At 58.5% G+C, this 18,278-nt stretch carries 10 protein-coding genes; 3 read left to right on the top strand and 7 right to left on the bottom strand.

Features of this window, described 5'->3' with window-relative positions; translation table 11 throughout:
* Nucleotides 1-17: 17 nt before the first annotated feature.
* Nucleotides 18-284, bottom strand: coding sequence for a hypothetical protein (locus L6R21_12975; GenBank protein ID MCK6560101.1), 267 nt, complete (start codon nt 282-284; stop codon nt 18-20).
* A gap of 115 nt (nt 285-399) precedes the next feature.
* Between L6R21_12975 and L6R21_12970 the strand changes: the two genes are divergently transcribed.
* Nucleotides 400-3,960 (top strand): ATP-binding protein, encoded by a 3,561-nt coding sequence (locus L6R21_12970; protein MCK6560100.1) that lies wholly within the window; start codon nt 400-402, stop codon nt 3,958-3,960.
* 98 nt (nt 3,961-4,058) lie between these two features.
* On the opposite strand, the gene L6R21_12965 is transcribed toward L6R21_12970, so the two are convergent.
* A complete protein-coding gene (locus tag L6R21_12965; protein MCK6560099.1) occupies nt 4,059-7,991 on the bottom strand; it encodes a tandem-95 repeat protein in 3,933 nt (1,310 codons plus the stop codon).
* Nucleotides 7,992-9,950: 1,959 nt separating this feature from the next.
* Between L6R21_12965 and L6R21_12960 the strand changes: the two genes are divergently transcribed.
* Nucleotides 9,951-10,289 carry a hypothetical protein gene (locus L6R21_12960; protein MCK6560098.1) on the top strand — a complete coding sequence of 113 codons (339 nt, stop codon included), beginning with the start codon at nt 9,951-9,953 and terminating at the stop codon, nt 10,287-10,289.
* Nucleotides 10,290-10,406: 117 nt separating this feature from the next.
* Here L6R21_12960 and L6R21_12955 read toward each other — a convergent pair whose 3' ends face one another.
* Genes L6R21_12955 through L6R21_12945 form a run of 3 tightly spaced genes read right to left on the bottom strand, consistent with a single transcriptional unit; the run spans nt 10,407 to nt 14,229 of the window.
* Complete coding sequence (locus L6R21_12955; protein ID MCK6560097.1) at nt 10,407-11,654, bottom strand: ABC transporter permease; 1,248 nt, start codon at nt 11,652-11,654, stop codon at nt 10,407-10,409.
* Nucleotides 11,654-12,892 carry an ABC transporter permease gene (locus L6R21_12950; GenBank protein MCK6560096.1) on the bottom strand — a complete coding sequence of 413 codons (1,239 nt, stop codon included), beginning with the start codon at nt 12,890-12,892 and terminating at the stop codon, nt 11,654-11,656. Before L6R21_12950 ends, L6R21_12955 begins: the two co-directional genes overlap by 1 nt.
* Complete coding sequence (locus L6R21_12945; protein MCK6560095.1) at nt 12,889-14,229, bottom strand: efflux RND transporter periplasmic adaptor subunit; 1,341 nt, start codon at nt 14,227-14,229, stop codon at nt 12,889-12,891. The genes L6R21_12950 and L6R21_12945 overlap by 4 nt, the downstream gene beginning before the upstream one ends.
* A gap of 240 nt (nt 14,230-14,469) precedes the next feature.
* Here L6R21_12945 and L6R21_12940 point away from each other — a divergent pair, with 240 nt between their 5' ends.
* Nucleotides 14,470-15,351, top strand: a complete 882-nt coding sequence (locus L6R21_12940; GenBank protein MCK6560094.1) for an endonuclease/exonuclease/phosphatase family protein — start codon at nt 14,470-14,472, stop codon at nt 15,349-15,351.
* Between the two features lie 459 nt (nt 15,352-15,810).
* Here the strand turns inward: L6R21_12940 and L6R21_12935 are convergent, their stop codons facing one another.
* Together L6R21_12935 and L6R21_12930 are read right to left on the bottom strand one after the other, a co-directional pair.
* Nucleotides 15,811-16,224, bottom strand: coding sequence for a hypothetical protein (locus L6R21_12935; GenBank protein MCK6560093.1), 414 nt, complete (start codon nt 16,222-16,224; stop codon nt 15,811-15,813).
* 501 nt (nt 16,225-16,725) lie between these two features.
* The gene (locus L6R21_12930) at nt 16,726-18,264 is read right to left on the bottom strand and encodes a lamin tail domain-containing protein (GenBank protein ID MCK6560092.1); all 1,539 of its coding nucleotides are present in this window, start codon (nt 18,262-18,264) and stop codon (nt 16,726-16,728) included.
* Nucleotides 18,265-18,278 lie beyond the last annotated feature (14 nt).

Here is an 18,278-nt window from a genome sequence, read left to right as displayed (position 1 = left end):
GCTCGCAGGCTGCGGCCTTAATCGCCGCCCGAACCACTCTTCACCGGTTCGCCGCGGCCGCGTTTGAATTTGATCCGGTAGGTTTGGTTGCCGTCAGTGCCGGTCACGGTGTCAACCAGGCGCCGGGTGTCTTTGTCGATGATTTTCCAAATTTCTCCCGCGGTGGTGCTTTGGGTGGATGATTCGGTCGGCCCCAAATCGATGACCGGCGTGTCCCCGCGCTGAATGGTGACAACGTATACGCTTTCGTTCACGAACGTGATGCTGCCCTGGGCGTCTGGCATGGCTGGTCTCCTGGCAATGAGATTAGAAGTGGAATGTTGCGGAAAGATAACTATATTCACTTGATTCGCAAGACAAATCTCCATGCGAGTTGAATTTGAACCAAAGCCGGCGGCCATGAGAAGAGCGCTTGTTTTTGCCATTTGTCTGAACGGAGCATTAGGGAGCGCAACGCTTTCCGCCCAATCGCGTTTGGCAAATGCCGGCGAGCGGCTGCGCCTGGAACACCTTTCCGTCGAGCAGGGGCTGTCGCAAAACACCGTGCAATGTGTGCTGCAGGACCGGCAGGGCTTCATGTGGTTCGGCACGCAGGACGGGCTGAACCAGTATGACGGCTACGGTTTCACGATCTACCGGCCGGATCCGCAAAATCCGCAGAGCCTGAGCGGCACGCGCATCGAGTCGCTCTATGAAGATCGCAGCGGCACGTTGTGGGTCGGCACCGATGGTGGCGGCCTCAATCAATTCGATCCAGTCACTGAGACCTTCCGGCATTATCAGTATGATCCGCAAAATCCCGGGAGTTTGAGCCATAACAATGTGCTGGCCATACTCGAGGACCGTTCGGGCACGTTGTGGGTGGGGACGGAAAGAGGCCTCAACCGCTATGATCGCGCAGCGGGCGTTTTCACGCGCTATTTTCACGAGGCGGAAAATCCGCACAGCTTGAGCCACAGCTCGGTTAGTTCGCTTTATGAAGATGATGCCGGCGTGTTGTGGATCGGCACCTGGGGCGGCGGTCTGTCGCGTTTGAATCCCGAGGCGCGAGCGGACGGCAGGTTTGTTCGCTACCAACATGATCCCGCCGACTCACAAAGCCTGAACGGAGGTTGGGTGCGATCACTTTGTGAAGACCGGCTGGGCAACCTGTGGATTGCCACCAAAAGCGGGCTTTCCTGCCTGCCGCGGGAGCATCGCGCGGCGGGAATCTTCACGCGTTATCGCTTCGAGGCCGGCAATCCTTTAGGATTGAGTCACGATGATGTGTGGCTGGTTTATGTCGATCGCGCCGGCACGCTGTGGGTCGGCACGCATGGCGGCGGCCTGAATCGTTATGAGGCGGCGACGGGAACCTTTCGGCACTATCGCCATGCACCGCAAGATCCGTACAGCCTGAGCAGCAACGAAATCTACTCTGCTTGTGAAGACCGGACCGGAGATTTGTGGATCGGCACGCGTGACGGCGTGAGCCGGGCCGATCGGGCGCCGGCGCCGTTCCGCCATTATCAGCATGATGTTGAGAACCCCCACAGCTTGAGCGATAATTCGGTGTGGTCGATCTATGAAGACCGCAGCGGCCGCGTGTGGATCGGTACGATGAGCGGCGGCCTCGATCTTTTCGACCGCACCACCGAGACGTTTCGCCACTTTCAGAATGATCCACGCGATCCTCACAGCTTGCCCAACAATTCCGTGTGGGCCATTGATGAAGATCATGCCGGCGATTTGTGGATTGGCACACAGGGCGGGCTGGCACGCCAGTGGCGCGATGACCGCGGCCGTGTGCGCTTTCGCACTTATCAGCGCGTCCCACAAAATCCCCGCAGCCTGAGCTATAAGTGGGTCACTGCCATTCATCAAGACCGCAGCCGGCCCGGCGTGTTGTGGATCGGCACCTGGGGCGGGGGACTCAACCGCTTCGACCGCGCCAGCGAGACCTTTCGCCACTTTCGCAACGATCCCGGCGATTCGCTCAGCATCGGCTCCAATGCCATCTGGCTGATTCATGAAGATCGCGCGGGCAGGCTCTGGATTGCAACGGAAGCCGAAGGCCTCGAAGAATTCGACCGCAGCAGCGAAACGTTCCGGCATCATCGCAACGATCCCGCCAATCCCAACAGCCTGAGCAACAACACGATTTGGTCGATGCATGAAGATCGCGCCGGCATCTTGTGGATCGGCACGCGCGCCGGCCTCAATCGTTTTGATCCGCAGGCGCAAACGTTCAAGCACTACCGGGAGAAGGAGGGTTTGCCCAATGCGGTGATCTACGGCATTCTGGAGGACGATCACGGCAATCTGTGGCTGAGCACGAACAGTGGCTTGTCCAAGTTTGATCCGCGCAACGAGAGCTTCCGCAATTACGACGTGCACGACGGCCTGCAAAGCAACGAGTTCAATGCCGAGGCTGCCTTTCGCGGCCGCAACGGCGAACTGTATTTCGGCGGCATCAATGGCTTCAACGTTTTTCATCCGGACAGCGTCAAGGACAATCCCCATCTGCCGCCGGTGGTGATCACCGGCCTGAAGCGCCACAACACCGACGTGGCGGAAGGCGTTGCCCTCGCGGAGAAGGGCGTGGCGGCGCGACCGCAGATCCGGCTCTCTTACAAAGATGAGATTCTCACCTTCGAAGTGGCGGCGCTCAATTTCCGCAATAGCGCGAAAAACCAATACGCCTACATGCTGGAAGGATTGAATGACCGCTGGCTGCAACTCGGCAACAAGCGCGAAATCACCTTCACCAATCTTGACCCCGGGGATTATACGCTGCGGGTGAAAGGCTCCAACAACGACGGCGTGTGGAATGAGGCGGGAACGGATTTGCATTTCTCGATCACGCCGCCGTGGTGGCGCACGCGCTGGGCCTATGCCGCTTACGGTGCGTTATTGCTGGCCGGTATTTTCGCGGTGGATCGCATCCAGCGGCAGCGGCTGCTGGCCAAAGAGCGGGCGCAGGCGCAAATTCGCGAGGCGGAGCTGCGCGCGCAGGCCGCGGAGGCGCAAGCGCGCGTCAACGAGACGCAGGCGCAGGTGCTGCAAGCAGAAAATGAACGCAAGGAATTGGAGCTGCGCAAGGCGGCCGAGCTGCGCACGGCGTATGAGGCGCTGGGCAAGGCGCATGAACATCTGAAAGCCACCCAGCAGCAACTGATCACCCAGGAAAAACTGGCGTCATTGGGCCAGCTTACCGCCGGCATCGCGCACGAGATCAAAAACCCCCTGAATTTCGTGAACAATTTCGCCGTGCTTTCCGTGGAATTGGCGAAGGAGCTGCGGGAGGAGCTGGAAAAGCGCCGGACGAAGGGCCAGGACCAGGAGACAATCGATGATGCTGATTTTGGCATGATCGAGGAGATTGTCGATACGTTGATCCAAAACGCCGAGAAGATCAACCAGCACGGCAAACGCGCAGACAGCATCGTGAAGAGCATGATGCAGCACTCGCGCGGCAAAACCGGCGAGCGCGAATGGACCGATATCAACGCGCTGGTGGATCAGGCGCTCAATCTGACCTATCACGGTTTGCGCGCGAACGATGCGTCGTTCAACATCACCATTACAAAAGAATATGACGACAGCATCGGCCCGCTACGCGTCATCCCGCAGGATTTGAGCCGCGTGTTTCTTAATCTCATCAACAATGCCTGCTTTGCGGCCAATGAGAAGAAAAAGCTGAACCCCACAGGCTTCTCCCCCACCCTGACGGTGCGCACCCGCAACCTGCGCGACCAAATCGAAATCCGCATCCGCGACAATGGCAACGGCATCCCACCGCAAATTCGCGACCGGATTTTTACGCCCTTCTTCACCACCAAGCCGGCCGGACAAGGCACGGGCTTGGGTTTGTCGATCAGTTATGACATCATCGTGCAACAGCATCACGGCCAGATTGCCGTGGAGAGCGAAGAAGGCCGTTTTGCCGAGTTCGTGATCCTGTTGCCGCGCGACGCATGAGCACCGTCGCTGCCCCATATAAAACAAAATGACCAGCCCATCACGCCGGATGAGCTGGTCACCAAGGGATCGCAACAACTGCGCCTGGCGGCGCGCGCTTACTTCGCCAGCACCAGCTTGCGTTGCGCGGTGAAGTTGCCGGCTTTGATCACATACAAGTACATCCCGGTGGCCACCCGCTCGCCCTGATCATTCGTGCCATCCCACACCATGCTGTGCCGTCCGGCCGGCATCCTGCCCGCCACCAACCGTTTCACCAACTGGCCGTTGCTGTTGAAAACAACCAGACTCACTTCACCCGCCTGCGGCAGGGCAAAGCCAATCGTCGTGCTGGGGTTGAAGGGATTGGGATAGTTCTGCTCGAGCGCGAAGGTTGCCGGCACCTGCCCGGCGTGATTTTCCACCGCGGTGACCGCCACTGTGGTGAAGCTGAACGTGTCCGTGCTGGCGGTGGTGAATTCCGCATCGCGAACATGAACCAGCCAGTGGTAAGTCGTCGCGCCGCGCAGAAAGCCCTTGCCGTTGAAGCGCAGCTCGGGCGCTTTGAGTCCGGCAATCGTGGTATCGATGCTGCCATTGAAAAGGCGCACGCTGTACACCAGTGAATCGCCGTTGGCATCGCTGGCGGCCTGCCAGCGCATGATCACCGGCACCAGCGGATTGATAATGGCACCGTCCTGCGGCTGCAACAGGCTGAAGGCTGCCGGCGGCTTGTTCGCGCCGATGACGTTCACGGTGAAGCTCGTCATCGCCGCGGCATTCGAGTCATCGCGCGCGGTAACAGTGACCTGCACCGGCCCGGAGAAATCCTGCTGCGGCGAGGCCCAGAGCGAATCACCGCTGAGCCAAACCGTGAGACCGGGGGTGGCACTGGCGCTGAGCGTGAGCGCATCGCCATCGGGATCAATGAAAACCGTACGCATTTTGTCAAACAAAATCACCGCGCCGCTGTTCTCCTTGATTGTGCCATCGGGAATGGCAGCGGCCACCACCGGTTGCCGGTTGGTCGCGGTCACCGTCACGTACACGCGCGCCGTGCTGCTGCCGCCGCGGCCGTCCTCGACGGTGTAACCAAAAGAATCTTTGCCGTGGAAATTTTCCGGCGGGCTGTAGATGACGCTGCTGTCGCTCGCGATCTTAGCCTGGCCGATGGTGTTGGTCAGCTCGAGCGCGGTCACGCGCAGGGCATCGTCGTTGGCATCGAGATCATTGCGCAGAATCGCGATGGTGACGGCCGTATTCATGCGCGTGGTGATGGAGTCCGGCTGTGCCACCGGCGCGCGATTGGCCGCCGCGACGGCAAAGACATCCACGCCCTTGGGCTGATAGCGCACCTGAAACTCGATGTTCTTGGGCGGGTTGCTGATCACCTGGCTGAATTGGCCGCTGGCCGAGCCATACTCCATCACGCGGAAACTGTCTCCCACACTCGCGCGGTAGGCGGGAGCGAGTTCCAATTCCAGCGTGCCGTCCAAGATCGCGTTGTGTGTCACCACCAGCCGGGAATACTGCGTGCCGGCTTGCAATCCGCCCATCTCGATGATCAACCTGCCGGCGGGCTTTTGTTCGTAGGAGCCGGCAATGCGCATCATGCCGGGAGAGGCACCGGGCCGCACCACGCCTTCGTTGGTGAGCGACAGCGCCGGCGTACTCACCGTGCCGTTACCCACCAGCGTGCCGCCCTGGTGGTTGATGCCGGCGGCGCTGCCCAGGAACAGCGATCGGGTATCGATGACTTCGAACGTGCCGAAGTTGTTGATCTGGCCGGTGACAAAAACATCGGTGATGGCGCGCACACTGGCACCGCGGTCGACCGTCACTTCGCGCAGATAAGAACGCGTACCGGTGCCGGGACGCTCGAACGAAATGATCTGCGGCTTGCTGCCGTCGAAAATGAAGGCCGTGCCTTCCGGTTGAATGGCCGCGGCGCTGATCGTTTGGGTCAAGTTGCCGCGCAGCACGACGGTGCCCGCCTGCAGCACGTTCAAGCCTTCGAAGGTGGCCTCGCCGTTCACGATCAAGCGGTCAGCAAGGTGGTTCATGATCAAATGCTTCTCCGCGCTGAACACGCCGGCTTTGAAGTTGCCGCCCACCTCCAGCGTATGGCCATTGAGCGTCAGCGATTGCTTCGGCAGAATGGTGACGTTGGTTGCCGGTTGCTGCAGAAGCAAGTCCTGCTCCATGACCAGCGCGCCGGCGATGTTGGTGTTGTGGATGGCATAGGTGCCCGCCGCGATGCCCGGCAGGGCGGTGGTGTAGTTGGTGCTGAAGCCGGCGGGCTGCTGCAATAAGGCGCCCGTTTCGAGCTCGAGCTTGCCGGCAACGTAAATGTCGGAGGCGAAAGTCACACCGGCGGCATTGCGCACGGTGAGGTCTTGGAGATAAGAACGGTTGCCGGTTCCGGGTTTCTCGAAGAACACGGTTTGCGGCGCGCGGCCCGCGAGGATGAAATGCGTACCTGCCGGTTGCAGCGATTTGCCGCCGATCTTCTGCGCCAGATCACCCTTGATGATGATCGCGCCCGCGGTCAACTCGCTTTGCCCTTGAAACTCCGCGTTGCCGTTGATCTCCAGCGTATCCGCGGCCTGGGTCATGAACAAATGCTTGTATTCTTCAAACACCCGCACAGTGAAATTGCCGCCGACCCGCAGCGTGTGGCCGTTGAGGGTGAGAGAGTTGCGCGGCAAGATCGTGAGATGATTGCCGGCATCGGGCAGCGCCAGATCACTGTCGAGTGCCAGCGCGCCGGCAACGAAGCTGTTGGTGATGGCATAGCTGCCGCCCGTGAGGTTCGGCAGCGCAGTCGTGAAGTATGTGCCCTGCCCGCTTCCCTGTAAAACGGCGCCGGCTGCGATGGTCAACCGGCCGGTGAGGTAGACATCACTCGCGAAGTGAACGCCGGCGGGATTTCTGATAATCAAATCCTGCAGAAAAGAACGATTCACCAAGCCGGGCCGCTCGAAGCTCACCGTCTGCGGCTGCGTGCCTTCCAGCACGAACACGGTGCCGGCAGGTTGCAGGGCCGCGCTGCTGACGCGTTGCCGCAATTCGCCGCGCACGACGATCGTGCCCGCGGTCAGCGTGCTGTAGCCTTCGAAAATGGCGTCACCACCGACTTCCAACATGTCTGCGGCCTGCGCCAGGATCAGATGCTTCTGATCGCCATAAGCTTTGACGGTCAGAGTTCCGCCCACAACCAGCTTGTGGCCGTTGAGAGTCAGTGCCTGCCGGCTGAGGATGGTCAAGTCGTTTTCCGCGTTGGGCAGTGCGCGATCGGCATCCATCACCATCGTGCTGGCCACGAGAGTTTTGCGCACGCGATAGTCGCCCGCGGAGGTGAGCGGCAGTTGCTGATGAAAATAGGTTGCCACCGAATCCGCTTGCACCAGCCGGCCGCCATTTTGCAACTGCAGCAAGCCGGTCACGTGCACTTCACTTAAGAACGATACACCTGCCGGGTTGCGCACGATGACATCGCGCAGGAAAGATTGGTTGTTGGTGCCGGGCCGCTGGAAACGCACGCTTTGCGGCGCGCTGCCTTCGAAGATGATCACGGTGCCCGCCGGTTGCAGCGCGAGGTTCACGGCCTCTTGCACAAGATTGCCGCGCAGCACGAGCCGGCCGGCCTCCAGCCGGGTGCGCGCCGCGAATGTCGCGTTGCCATTGATGATGATCTGATCAGCGGCATTGGTCATAATCAAGTGATCGCTCACGATGCCGCTGGTGCCGACTTTGAAATCACGGGCAACGGTCAACGTGTGGCCGTTGATCGTCAAGTTGGCGCCCAGCTCGATGGTCAGATTTTCCACGGTGGGATTGTCAGTGAGAAGCGGCAGGTTGCCGTTTGCCGGCTTCTTGATGATGACGGTGTTTGTTGCCTGCGGCTGGCCGGCGGGCAGCCAGTTGCCGGCATCCGACCAGTCGCGGGAGGCGGCGCCGGTCCAGACTTTGATTTCCTGCGCCGAGGCGGCGGCACTCAGAAAGATCAACAGGCCATGTAAAACATAACGTCGTAAACTCGCTCGTTTCATCGACCTCACTCCTTGCTCAGATATTCTGGTTGCAAAGCACCTGGAACTTGATTGCATGTCATCGGCCGGCTTGCTGTCAGGAAGGCCGGACAAATCACCTGTGCTTATCGCAACTTTGCTGCCAAAGTCGTCTTCGTGCCACAAACATTCCTTCTTGCCGTCTGGATGTGGCTACTCGTGCACCAAAGAAAGGCATTGTGGGAGTCAAGTCGATATTTATCAATGCAGAGCCGCGCAGCTAATGATTTCGAAGCGAGAAGAAAAGCATGGTTTGAAATCGATCACTGGAGGCAGTCTGTTATGGCGCTGTAACTTTTTGAAACATTTGCTCGCAATTCCGAGCACCGGCGAGACAATCGCGTGGTTGCGGTGGGTGAAAATACCCAAGTCTTGCATTGCAATGGTTGCCACCCAGGCATGGAACAAGAATCATAGCCCATCCCGGACGAACCGGAACCGAAAAGAGAAATCTCACGCCAAGCCGCGAGGAAACCGCAAAGCTTTTCTTTGCGGAACCATTGCGGCTCTGCATCTTGGCGTGAACTTCTTTGCATTTTTTGCACTCATTGGTCTCTTCTGAAGATTGACGTTCAAAATCGGAAATCTTTCGCAGTATCCGCGGCTGGTGGGCGGCGCTCGGGGTCATGAAATGCGTGACTGCATCAATGCTCAACAAGCTACAGAGGTTTTCAATTGGGTGAGCAGGTTCGTAGTCCCCGCCCCTGGTGGGCGGCTGTCAAAGCCAGTAGATTCGCGGTTGCCACAGTGCCCATCAAGGAGGTAAGACTACGATTCCTGTGCACGCACTTGAAAAACGCTACAAGAAAGCTATGCTTTGCCCAAGACTTCGCCTGGGAAAAGTGGCCCTTCGGGCAGCAACAGAATTACTTCTTTGCTATCGACAATTTTTTGTCGATAGGGCGCTTATAAGCGCCTACGCCAGGTTATGGACAAGCTGAAACCCGATGCCCTGCTGGCAGCAATAAGCCCGTTTCGTAAACTGTTGTCTCGCACGAGGTATCCACCACCACTGTCATCCGGTAAGGATCCTGTGAAGAGTGAAGCACATGCCCGCGCCATTCACCATAGAAGCTCACCGCCGAGAAGGACCCTCTTGATTTCAAAAACTCCGCGCTCTCCACGGCGCAAGCGGTTGCTTTGTGGTCAAGAATCTTTCAGAATTTTGTTCTGGTTTTGAAACGCTAAAGGCCAAGGCGGATAAACCGCAACACAAACGAAATCGTCAACGGATTGAAACAACCCAGCGAATTCTTCTTAGTCCGCTGGGTTGTTTCAATCCGTTGGAGGGATCTCTTGCCTTTAAGGCAACGATTTCACCTTAAAGAAACCACGCCAGGTTTCAGACAAGCTGAAACCTCAAGCCCGCGGGCGGCAATAGGCCCGATTCATACACTGTTGTCTCGCACGAAGTATCCACCACCGCTGTCATCCAGCAAGGATCTTGTGAAGATTGGGGCACACTGCCGTGCCATTCACCTCAAAAGCTCACCGCCGAAACGCGAAGAACGCGGAGAAGGACTCTCTTGATTTCAAGACTCCGCGCTCGCCGCGGCGCAAGCGGTTGCTTTGTGGTCAAGAATCTTTCAGAATCTTACTTTGACTTTGCGCGCCCTATGGCCTGGAAGCTCATCTCGGCTCGATCCGACAGGTGTCAACTCAAAGAAACGAATGAAGTCTGTAGCAGCGCTTTGAGTTTGATAACGAAAGAAGGCAGAGTAATCAGGTATATCCGCAATGCGGTTCTCGCAATCTCGACCATACCCTTCCCGGAAAATTGCCCAAGGCACGCCTGGCAGCAAATCACTTGACATTTACCGCGATATTGTTCTTCTTAGGGCGGCTGTTATGAGCACAATGAAGCTTGGTATGAAAAGAGACTTTTGATGACTTCATGGTGCCCCATAAGAATCAACTTTAATCACAAGGAAGGAACACGACATGTCGGTCGATCGGAAAAGAGTGCTCACTCTCGCGTTGGAAGGCCTGATGGCCGAGCGGAGCCGCGTTGACGCTGAAATCGCGGAACTACAAGCGCAGCTTCGTACGGGAAGACCGCCGGCCAAGCCCGCGGTGCGCACGGTGGTCAAACGCCGCAAAGCCAAAGCGCCGGCCAAGGCCAAGGCCAAAGTCAAGGCCAAGAAAGCGAAACCCGCCGCCAGCCTGAAAGGCAAACGCAATCGCAAAACCGCTGCGTCGATGAAGCTGCTTTGGGAAAAAGCGCGAAAGGCGGGATTTTCCAATCTGAAGGATTACAAGGCGAGCTTGAACGCACAATAAGCACAAGGCGCTGGCAACAGTGCGGACAGATTGCAGAAAAAGAAAACCCAGTGCCGGCACTGGGTTTTCTGTTTTCGGGAGCCGCAAGCTGACATTGCCGGCTGCTTGTAACGGGGTTTATTCGTAGCTCAGGGCTTTCACCGGATCGAGCTTGGAAGCTACAATCGCCGGCCACATGCCGAAAGTGAGGCCGACGATCGTGCAAAAGGCCAATCCGCCCAACGCCCACTCCAGCGGCACCGACACCGCAAAGCCGGTCATAATCGACACGATATTCCCCAAACCAAAACCGGCCAGCACGCCGATTGCCCCACCGACATTGCACAACACGATTGCCTCGATCAAGAACTGTGTAAGAATGCTCTTGCGTTTGGCGCCCAGTGATTTCCGAATGCCGATTTCCTTGGTGCGCTCCGTCACCGACACCAGCATAATGTTCATAATGCCGATGCCGGCAACCACCAGCGCCACAATGCCCACCACAAATGCGCCCAGCTTGACGCCGGCAGTGGCCTGATTGAATGACTTGATCATGCTGTCGTTGGTGAAAACGGTGAAGTCATCCTCTTCGCGCGGCGGCACTCTGCGCACCGCGCGCAGCACCAGCCGCGTTTCTTCGATGGCGTCCTGCAACATTTCCGGACGGCGCGCCCGCACCGTGACGTTGACCGAGCGGTCATTGCCACGCTGATCACGCATGCCATACACCTGCTGAAAGGTGGTGATGGGGACAAGGAGATAGTTGTCGTAGTTGCCGCCCATCGCCGAGCTTTTCTCCTCCAGCACGCCAATCACGCGGTATTTGCGGTCATCGATTTTGATCGTTTGGCCGAGAGGATCACTGAACGGAAAAAGAGTCTCCGCCACGCTCGGGCCGATGACGGCGACAAAGCTGCCGGTGTTCACGTCCTGATTGGTGAGGTTGCGGCCCAGACGCACGAAGTGAGTGTTGTTGGCGCAGTATTCGGGCGTGCCGCCGCAGATCGTCAGGTTTTGATTGGTGGCCTCGCCGCGGAAGCGGGCGAGGTGTCCGAAACTCCACAATTCCGCGCCCACCAGATCCGCCGCTTTGACGTTTTCCCGGATGGCATTGGCCTGGGCAACGGTCACGGGTTTGCGCCGTTGAATCTTCCGCCAGTCGACGTCATGATTGAAGCCGCCGGCGGGCCATTTTTGCACCTGGAAGGTGGTCGTCCCCAGGACGCTCATTTCCTTTTCCATGGTGTTTTGAATGACGGAAATACCGGTCATTACCGCTATGATCGAGGCGACGCCGGCGATGATGCCGATCAGGGTCAACAGCGAGCGCAGCTTTTGCGCGCGGATCGCCTGCAGGGCCATTCGCAATGCTTCGTTCAGATTCATTATTCGTACCTCAATGCCTCGATGGGGTCCAAACGCGACGCTTTGAACGCCGGGACAATGCCGGAGAACACGCCGACCAGCACCGACACCACCAGCGCGACCACAACTATGGGGAGAGAAATGCTCGCCGGCATCACCAGCGAATTGATGATCTGGGTGACGCCGACCGCCAGCACCACGCCCACTAATCCGCCCAGCAAGCAGATCGTCGACGATTCGAACAGAAATTGCGTGAGAATCGTGCGCCGCTTGGCGCCGATGGCTTTGCGAATGCCGATCTCGCGCGTGCGTTCGGTCACGGAAACGAACATGATGTTCATCACGCCGACGCCGCCGACAAACAGCGACACGCCGGTGATCACCAGGCCGATCAGGACGATCACGCCCATGACGTTGTTATAGGCCGCCATCAGCGAGTCCATCTTATTGATCGAGAAATCGTCCCGTTCCGTGGGCTTGAGCTTGCGGATCTTGCGCATCTCGCCGATCAGGGCAAATTCGAAATCGCCCAAAGCCTCGGTGCTGGGCGCCTTGACGGCGATGTCGAAATTACGGTCGGTGCTGGCGCCAAACGACCGCACGAAAGAGGTGATGGGGAGGTAGATTTGGCTGTCGAAATTCGGCCCGCCAAAGAAGCCGGCGCTGCCCTGTTTCTCCATCACGCCGACGACACGATACGTATCACGGCCGATGCGCAGGCGCTTGTTGACCGGGTCGACATTCTCGAAGACGCGCCGCTTGATCTCGCTGCCGATTACGCAGACTTTCTTCTTGTATTGCACGTCGATACCGGTCAGGAACCTGCCCAACTCCGGCAGGGAGCTGGACACCACGATGTGCTTGTCGGTGGTGCCGATGATGCTCACGTCCTGCAGTGTGTTGGATTCGTATTTGATGCTTTTGTTGGTGTGCGTGGTGGGGTTGACCGCCACCGCGTCCGGCAGGCGGCGTTCCAGCTCTGCGGCGTACTGCAATTCCAGATTGTCGCGGTTACGGAATTCGAACCAGTTGCCGTGCATGACCCAGGGCATGCGAGAAACGTAGAGCACGTCCGAGCCGATGGCTGAAATGCTCTCCTTGAAGGAATTGCCCAAACCATTGGCCGCAGTCATGGTGGTGACCACGGCCACAATGCCGATGATGATGCCGAGCGTGGTCAACAGGCCGCGCGTCTTATTGGCGCGAATGGCGGCGAACGCGAGATTGAGCGTTTCGCCCAGTTCCGTGAGGATTTTCATGTCTGATTTTCTTTTTTCGGAGCGTTCGCGGTTTTGATTGCCATGCCGTTTTGCAGGTCTTTGCTGATCGCCCGGAAACTGCCCACCACGACTTCATCGTTCTCCGAGAGACCGTGGACAATCTCGATATGGGTGTCGCTCTGAATGCCGGTTTTCACCTGGCGCGCCTGCACCACGCCGTTCTGCACCACAAACACTACTTCGACGAATCCGTCCTTGTCGGGCACATAGGCCGGCGCCGCCTCCTCGGCAATGGCCTCACCCTCCTTGCGGCCTTTGGGCTTTTGCTGCAATTGCTCCAGCGTGCGCACGGTCACGCTTTGAATCGGAACCGCGATCACGCTGTCATGCGTCGCCGTGACGATGTCGCAACTGGCGGACATACCCGGCCGCAGATCCGCCGTCGAACGCTTGGTCTCCTGCCGGACTTCCAGCGCTTGCGCGACGCCGTTGGTCGCGGCACCGCCGACCGTGCCGGTGATGGCGACTTTGACCTCGAATTCGGTTTTCTGATCAGCCGTGCCGGTGCCGGTGACTTTGGCGGTGTTGGCGATTTCCGAGACGAAGCCACGGAAGATCGTGCCGGGCACCGCGTCCACCTCGATGTGCGCCGTGTCGCTCAGCGCCAGCGTGACGACGTCATTCTCATCGACATCCACCAGCGCCTCCATGCCGACCAGATCTGCCAGCACGAGAATGACGTCCTCCTGGAACTGCGAGCCGAGCGCAATCTCACCCACTTCCTTGTTGAGCTGGCTGATCGTGCCGGTCATCGGCGCATAGATCCGGGTTTTGGAGAGATCGTCCTGCGCCTGCTTCAACAAAGCCTTGGATTGTTCCACGTTGTTGAGCGCTGCCTCGTGGCGCGCCTTCTCGACCTGATAGGTAGCGGCAGCCGCATCATAAGCGGCGGAAGACTCGACTTTCTTCGCGAACAACTCCTTGCTGCGCAGATAATCCTTTTCCGCTTTCAGCATACTCTCTTTGGCGAGCTCAGCCTCGGACTGGCTCGAACGCAGGCTGGCCTCGGCGCGCTCCACGGCGGCAACGTACCGCTCACGATCCAACTCGACCAGCAGTTCGCCTTTTTCCACCCAGTCGCCCTCCTTGACCGTGAGTTTGGTGATCTTGGCGCTCACGTCGGCGCTGATCTTCACCTGGATGTGGGGCTGCACTTTGCCGGCGGCTGTGACGGTTTCGATCACCTGCCTGCGCTTGACCGGTGCCGTTTGTACCTCCAGCGCCTGGTTGCCGTTCTTTTTCATCAGGCCAACAGCAACTGCAGCAATGGCGACCACCGCCACTCCCGAGAGAATCAGCAACTTTTTCTTTGACATTTTCACAGAATCTCCGTTAAGATGGTTTGGTGATCCAACTATCCTGGGTGTGCCGGACACAGCCGGTATACATAGAAACCTTGGTGGCAGTGTTCTGTTCAGGCATGTCTTTTCAGCCGGGTCTATGGCAAGGAATTGCGCCAGGATAGACGGCAGTGGGAGAGAAATGTTTCATGTGATTCTCCCAATGGTGAGAAATCGAGGCAGTGAAACGAATTGCACAAGCACAGGGAACTTCAAATGAGCAATATCTCAAAATTCTTGCTATGGGCCAGCATGTGTCTGCCCCTCTCCGCGTGCATGCGATTGCACGCGCCGGCCACGGATAAGTCGCTCGTGGTGATGAGCTTCAACATCCGGTTGAACACTCCAGATGATGGCGAGAATGCCTGGCCGCATCGCCAGCAGCTTGTTGCCAACACCATTCAATTTCATCAGGCAGATCTCATCGGTTTGCAGGAGGCGCTCAACGATCAACTGGCGGATCTGTCCGCGCTGCTGCCCGGATTTGCCTGGCTGGGCGTTGGCCGCGATGATGGCCGGGAAAAAGGCGAGTATTCGGCGATTCTCTATCGCACTGACCGCTTTGTGCCGCTGCGCCACGGCACATTTTGGCTCTCGCCCACGCCCGAACAGCCCGGCAGCCTGGGTTGGGATGCGGCCATCACTCGCATCGTCACCTGGGCGCAGTTCAAAGACCGGCGCACCAATGCGGAATTTTATCTGTACAACACCCATTTTGACCATATCGGCGAGCAGGCGAGGGTGGAGAGTGCCAAGCTTCTGCTGGATCAAATGCAACGCCGATCCGTCAACGCGCCGGTTATTGTGACCGGCGATTTCAATGCCACGGCCGACTCGCCGGTTTATCAAGTTCTTACCGGTAACGGCGCTGCCGCGGGGCCACAGTTGCAGGATGCGCGCCACCTCAGCCGCCGGCCGCATTATGGTCCGGATTGGACATTTCACGGCTTTGGCCGCGCCACGGAGCGCCCCGGCATCGACTACATCTTTGTCAATTCGCACTGCAGCGTCTTGCGGCATGGGGTCATTGCCGACGCTTGTGGCGATAGATTCACTTCGGATCATTTTCCCGTGCTGGCGGAAATCGTATTGGAATGAATGCGGGCAGTGGGCGGGATTGGCTGCCGTGAGCGGAGAAGAGATGACATTCATGAGGTGGACAGTACGATTACGTGCCTGCGCTTCTCGTTTGCATGCAGAGTCGTTGCGCTGCTGCAAGGATCCTCCCCGGCACTGTAATGATCGTTCAGTCGAAGAGGTGACTTTGTACCCGAGAAGATTCGCGCGGAACGACAAAAGGCGGGGTGCGGCTCATTCGGCCAGAAAATGGTGTAAGCTGAGCCCCATGGGGATGGCATGCATTAGCGCAGGCAACGCCTGGGGAAACCGGTTCTCATGAGTTGCCGCCAAGCTCCCGCAGGGACACTTCGAGTGACTCGGCACCGCGGCCAAATCTTCACAGGAGCCTGCGGGATGACAGGGTGGTGGATAGGCTTTCGAACGCGACAGTGTACTGACCGAGCGTGAGACCGGCTGCACGCCAGCCTCTGCCGCCGGTCAGTTCTCATAATAGCCGCCCTGCGCGTCATACCAGAACAAGGTGTACTCGAGATAGCTGTACTCACGATGCGACTCAATGCCGGTGAAGCGAACCGTGGCGATGGCGGCTTCGCCTGGTTCGAGCGTGCCAAAGCTGGCGAAACCACGATCGATGATCACATTCCCGCGTTTGAGTTTGAAAGTGCAGCCGACGCTGTAGGCCGTGCTGTTGTCATCGCGGTTTTGCACCATCAGCTCAATTTCAGCCCAGCGCCGCGAGACATCACTGTCATACTTGCTCATGTAAACAATGCTGCAATCCGGCGGGGAAAAGAGAATGCCAAGCGGCGAATCCGCCGCACAGCCCACCAGCCATGCGCCTGCGAGCAAGGCAACGAAGATGTCGCGGAAGTGCCTCCGGCCTGCCTTCATGTTTCTGCCTCCGAGTTGGATGTACCATTGCGCGCTTTTTGCCACGCGCTGCTTCTCCTCCCCACAAATCAAATGCCAGGCAGCATCCAAAAGGTGGCGGCTGCACAAATGCCTGATTTCATGCAAGAGGCAACACACTCGGCGTAATCGGCTCGAGCAGAGCTCGCGCAGGTCAGTTGTTGCGCAGCATCATCCTGTGTATGCAGGCGACACAGCACCGCGCGCAGACTGCTTGGGGTTGTCTGAGCGAGTTCGTTCACGCGTCAGCCAGTCGCATCGTGCAAATGACGAGGCACTGCGCCTGAATCTTCGCCATGTTTTCCCGAATCGCAGCGCCGGACTCGCTTCTCAAGCATACCGCACGCCGCCGGGTTCGCAACAAAAAAAAGCCCCGCAGAGAAACCTGCGAGGCTTTGTTGTTTCAGTTGCTCCGTGCGGCGAGCTGAGCTGCGGCTGCAGCGGAATACCCGTCCTGACAGCAGGCGCCGTGCGGCGCGCGGACTATTTCACCAGCAGCATCGCCTTCTGCATGACGTGGTCCGCTGCCTCCAATCTCATAAAATAGGCGCCGGTAGCCAGACCATTGGCAGTAAAAATCACCTGATGCGTGCCGGCGGCGCGATAGCCGTTGATCAGCTCGCGCGCTTGCCGGCCGAGCGCATCATAGACCCGCAGCACAACCGCGCCATTGCGCGGCAGGGTGAAGGTAATAGTGGTAGAGGGATTGAAGGGATTGGGATAGTTTTGCTCCAGCCGGAAACTGGCAACCATCGGCGCGTTGTCCGTGACACCGGTGCCGCTGCCGTTGGTGGCGCCGCGGGTGATGGTTGTGAGCAGACCCCACTCACCCCCATCCGGGACTCTGCCGAAAGATTGGGTCGTTTCCATTGCCGGAAAGGCCACCGTATCCACCACTGCGCCGGTTGAGTCTTCCAGCCAGACGGCCTCGCCGCCGCTACTCAGACCAAAGTCTTCGGGGTTCGAGCCGTCAGTAACGACCACATAAAAACCGTTTGCTGGTATCACCGTGCCGGCGGCGATTTGCTTCTTGGGTTTTGTGCCAGCCTTGCCGCCGCTGTCGTAGATCTTGAAACCGCTGAGGTCCATCGGCGCAGCGGAGCTGTTGTATAGTTCAATCCAGTCCGGATCCGCGCTGGTGCCGCGCGAGTAGATCTCGTTCATCAGCACGATGACATTGGGCGTGCCGCGTGTGATCACGTTCAGCAACTTCCACGCGCCGCCATCCGGATAGCGGCCAAAAGTCTGCGTCGTTTCCATCGCGGGGAACGCCACCGTGTCGATCACTGCACCGGTGGCATTTTCCAGCCACACCGCCTCGCCGCCGCTGCTCAAGCCGAAGTCTTCAGGATTCGAGCCGTCGGTGACTACAACGTAGAATCCCTTGGCCGGAATCACGGTGCCGGCGGCAATCTCTTTCTTGGGTTTCGTGCCGGCTTTGCCGCCGCTGTCATAGATCTTGTAGCCGCCGAGATCGATCGGTGTGGCCGAGGCGTTGTACAACTCGATCCAATCCGGATCCGCCGTCGTGCCGCGGGAATAGATTTCATTCATCACCACGAACACATTGGGCGTGCCGCGGGTGATCACTTTCAACACTCGCCATGCGCCGCCATCGGGAAAGCGGCCGAAGGATTCGGTGGTCTGCAATGCCGGAAAGGCAACGGTGTCGATCACCGCGCCGGCGGTATTCTCCAGCCAGACGGCCTCGCCGCCGCTGCTCAGGCCGAAGTCTTCGGGATTCGAGCCATCGGTGACCACAACATAAAACCCCTTCGCCGGAAGCACGGTGCCGGCGGGAATCTCTTTTTTGGGTTTCGTACCGGCCTTGCCGCCACTGTCGTAGATCTTGTAGCCGCCAATGTCCACCGCCGCCGCCGCGCCGTTGTACAGCTCGATCCAATCGGGATCGGTGGCAACGCCGCGCGTATAGATTTCGTTCATGTACACCTGCTGCGCCATCGCCCCGCCCGCAAAGGCCAGCAGCAGGAACAGGCACAACCATTTCCAACCAGTTTTCATTGTCGATTCCTTTT

This window comes from bacterium, assembly GCA_023150945.1.
Classification (GTDB): domain Bacteria; phylum Zhuqueibacterota; class Zhuqueibacteria; order Zhuqueibacterales; family Zhuqueibacteraceae; genus Coneutiohabitans.
This window is presented reverse-complemented; position numbering and strand designations above follow the sequence as displayed.